The organism is Synechococcus sp. H55.10 (genome assembly GCF_047502715.1).
Lineage (GTDB): Bacteria > Cyanobacteriota > Cyanobacteriia > Thermostichales > Thermostichaceae > Thermostichus.
Genome location: NZ_JANSJJ010000208.1, coordinates 1 through 2421, shown reverse-complemented (window position 1 = coordinate 2421; position 2421 = coordinate 1). Strand labels below are relative to the sequence as shown.

Here is a 2421-nt window from a genome sequence, read left to right as displayed (position 1 = left end):
AACGCATACGCCGAACACCGAGAGCTACACAGAGTAGATGGTCGCTTTAGAGAGATCTGTAATAGAGATATTCCAACACGAACACCGCCTCCGACGCCCACACCAACCCCAACACCGACGCCCACACCAACCCCAACACCGACGCCTAGTCCGTCACCTTCCCCAGGCGAAGGGATCCGGCTGGTGAAGCGGATCAGTGCCGTCAACGGCCTTCCCATCCGTGAGTTCTTCGACGAGCCCACAGATCCCAACGACAACCCAGGGATCCCTTGGCCGGGCGGGGCAGCAACCTTCCTGCAAGGTGCCGTCAACCAGCCGGTACGTCTGGGAGCGCGGGTGCAGTTTGCCATCTACTTCCTGCTGGATTCGCCCAGCTCGACGCTGACGGTGTGCGATCCCCTCGTCCCTGGTCTTGGCTATGTAGCAGGCAGCTTGTCCTTGACACCGGCAGGTGGCTCTCCAGTGGCTCTGAGCGATGCGGTTGATGGGGATGGGGGAGCTTTCATCCCACCGGGACAAGCGGTGCCGCCGACCTGCGGCGGCATCACCAACTCCAACGGAGTGGTGGTGGTCAATGTGGGGGGATCTGGCACTGCCGGGGCCATTCGCTTTGAGGCCGTCGTTCCCAGGTGAGTGGGTATGTGGGCGAAAGACTTATTAGATACCCTTACAGATATCTTCGCTGCCCAGAAACCCGCTGAAGAGACCGCTGTGCGCTCCTACACTTCTGGCATTGTCGTACCCTTTTTGGTCGGTGTAGCTGTTGCAGGTCTAGGATTGCCTGCCCAAGCCGCAACAATTACTGTTACAACCGCAGCCGATGTCATATCTGATGACGGCCAATGCTCTTTGCGGGAAGCGGTCATTGCAGCCAACACCGATTCTGCATTATTTAGTACAGCCGGCGAATGCATCGCAGGCTCAGGGACAGACACCATTGTGCTGCAAGCAGCGACTACTTATATCTTGTCGCTGGACGACGATGGAGGTGGGCACCAAACAGACAGTGGAGCCGACAACGACGATTTGGACATCGCGAGCACCATCACCCTTCAAGGAAATGGTGCAGGCATTCAGCGCGACACTTCGGTGACATGTAATCCGGATAACACTGCAGCCAAAGGAGAATTCCGCCTCTTCCATGTCCAGAGTACAGGCGATCTCCAGATGAAAGACGTGGGACTCTACCAAGGTTGTGCAGATGGGTCAGGGTTTCCACATACGGCGGGTGGTGGAGTTTTTGTAGATGCTGGCGGACAGTTTAAAATTGCCAACGCTCAGATCTCCAACAACAAGGCAACTTCTCTTGGTGGCGGCGTCTACAGCTTGAGCACGGTAACCGTTACGGATTCTGAAATTTCCTCCAATGGCGCTGGCCAAGATGGGGGTGGCCTTTACAACAAAGGCACCCTCACTATTAGCAGCACGGGGATATCGGACAACGGCGCCGGTCAAAATGGGGGCGGCCTTTACAACGACAGCGGCGGCCAAGCAACCATCACCAGCGCGGGGATCTCTAGCAATGGCGCTGGCCAAGATGGGGGTGGCCTTTACAACAAAGGCACCCTCACCATTAGCAACGCGGGGATATCGGACAACGGCGCCGGTCAAAATGGGGGCGGCCTTTACAACGACAGCGGCGGCAAGGTAACCATCACCAGTGCCGGAATCTCCACCAATGGCGTTGGTCAAGATGGGGGTGGTCTTTACAACAAAGGCACCCTCACCATCGATGTCACAGGGATCTCCAGCAATAACGCTGGTCAAAATGGGGGCGGCCTTTACAACGACAGCGGCGGCACAGCCACCATCACTGCAACTGAGATCTCGTTCAACAATACTCCCTGGGCAGGCGGCGGCCTTTACGTCTCCAGCAGTAGCACAGTTAGCCTCACCAACAGCACACTCTCAGGCAACAGTGCTGGACAAAAGGGAGGCGGGATCCATAACCTCGGTACCGTTAAGCTGAGCTTTGTGACGGTTGCCTCGAACTCAGCTTCCTCTGGTGGCGGTATTTTCAACAACGCCACAGCCAATATCAGGCAATCAATCGTAGCGATAAGTCCAAGTGGGAACAACTGTTCTGGCTCCCTCACAGCTAGCGGGGTGAACTTTGCCACAGATACAAGCTGCGGCTCAGGATTCACGTCGGTAACGCCAGCAGTATTGAACCTGGGGCCGCTAACCAATAATGGTGGATCGACTCAAACTCACGCGCTCCAAGTGCCCAGTGCAGCAATCGATGCCGTTCCATCAGGGCAGTGTACTGACCTAAATGGCAACCCTGTGAACCAAGATCAGCGAGGTTCGGGCTTCCCTCGGCCTGCTGGGGCTCGCTGTGATGCGGGAGCTTACGAGCAGCAGAATCCACCGACACCGACGCCCACACCAACACCAACCCCGCCTCCCACGCCTAGACCG

Annotated in this window: 2 protein-coding genes; both read left to right on the top strand. The window is 57.0% G+C overall.

Translation table 11 applies throughout. The features are described 5' to 3' along the window. The first annotated feature begins 183 nt into the window (after nucleotides 1-183). On the top strand, nucleotides 184-633 hold the full coding sequence (locus tag NW858_RS11595; RefSeq protein WP_414520552.1) for a hypothetical protein: 450 nt from the start codon (nucleotides 184-186) through the stop codon (nucleotides 631-633). Between the two features lie 6 nt (nucleotides 634-639). Next, nucleotides 640-2421: choice-of-anchor Q domain-containing protein (locus NW858_RS11590; RefSeq protein ID WP_414520551.1), on the top strand; the 1782-nt coding region annotated here is incomplete at its 3' end.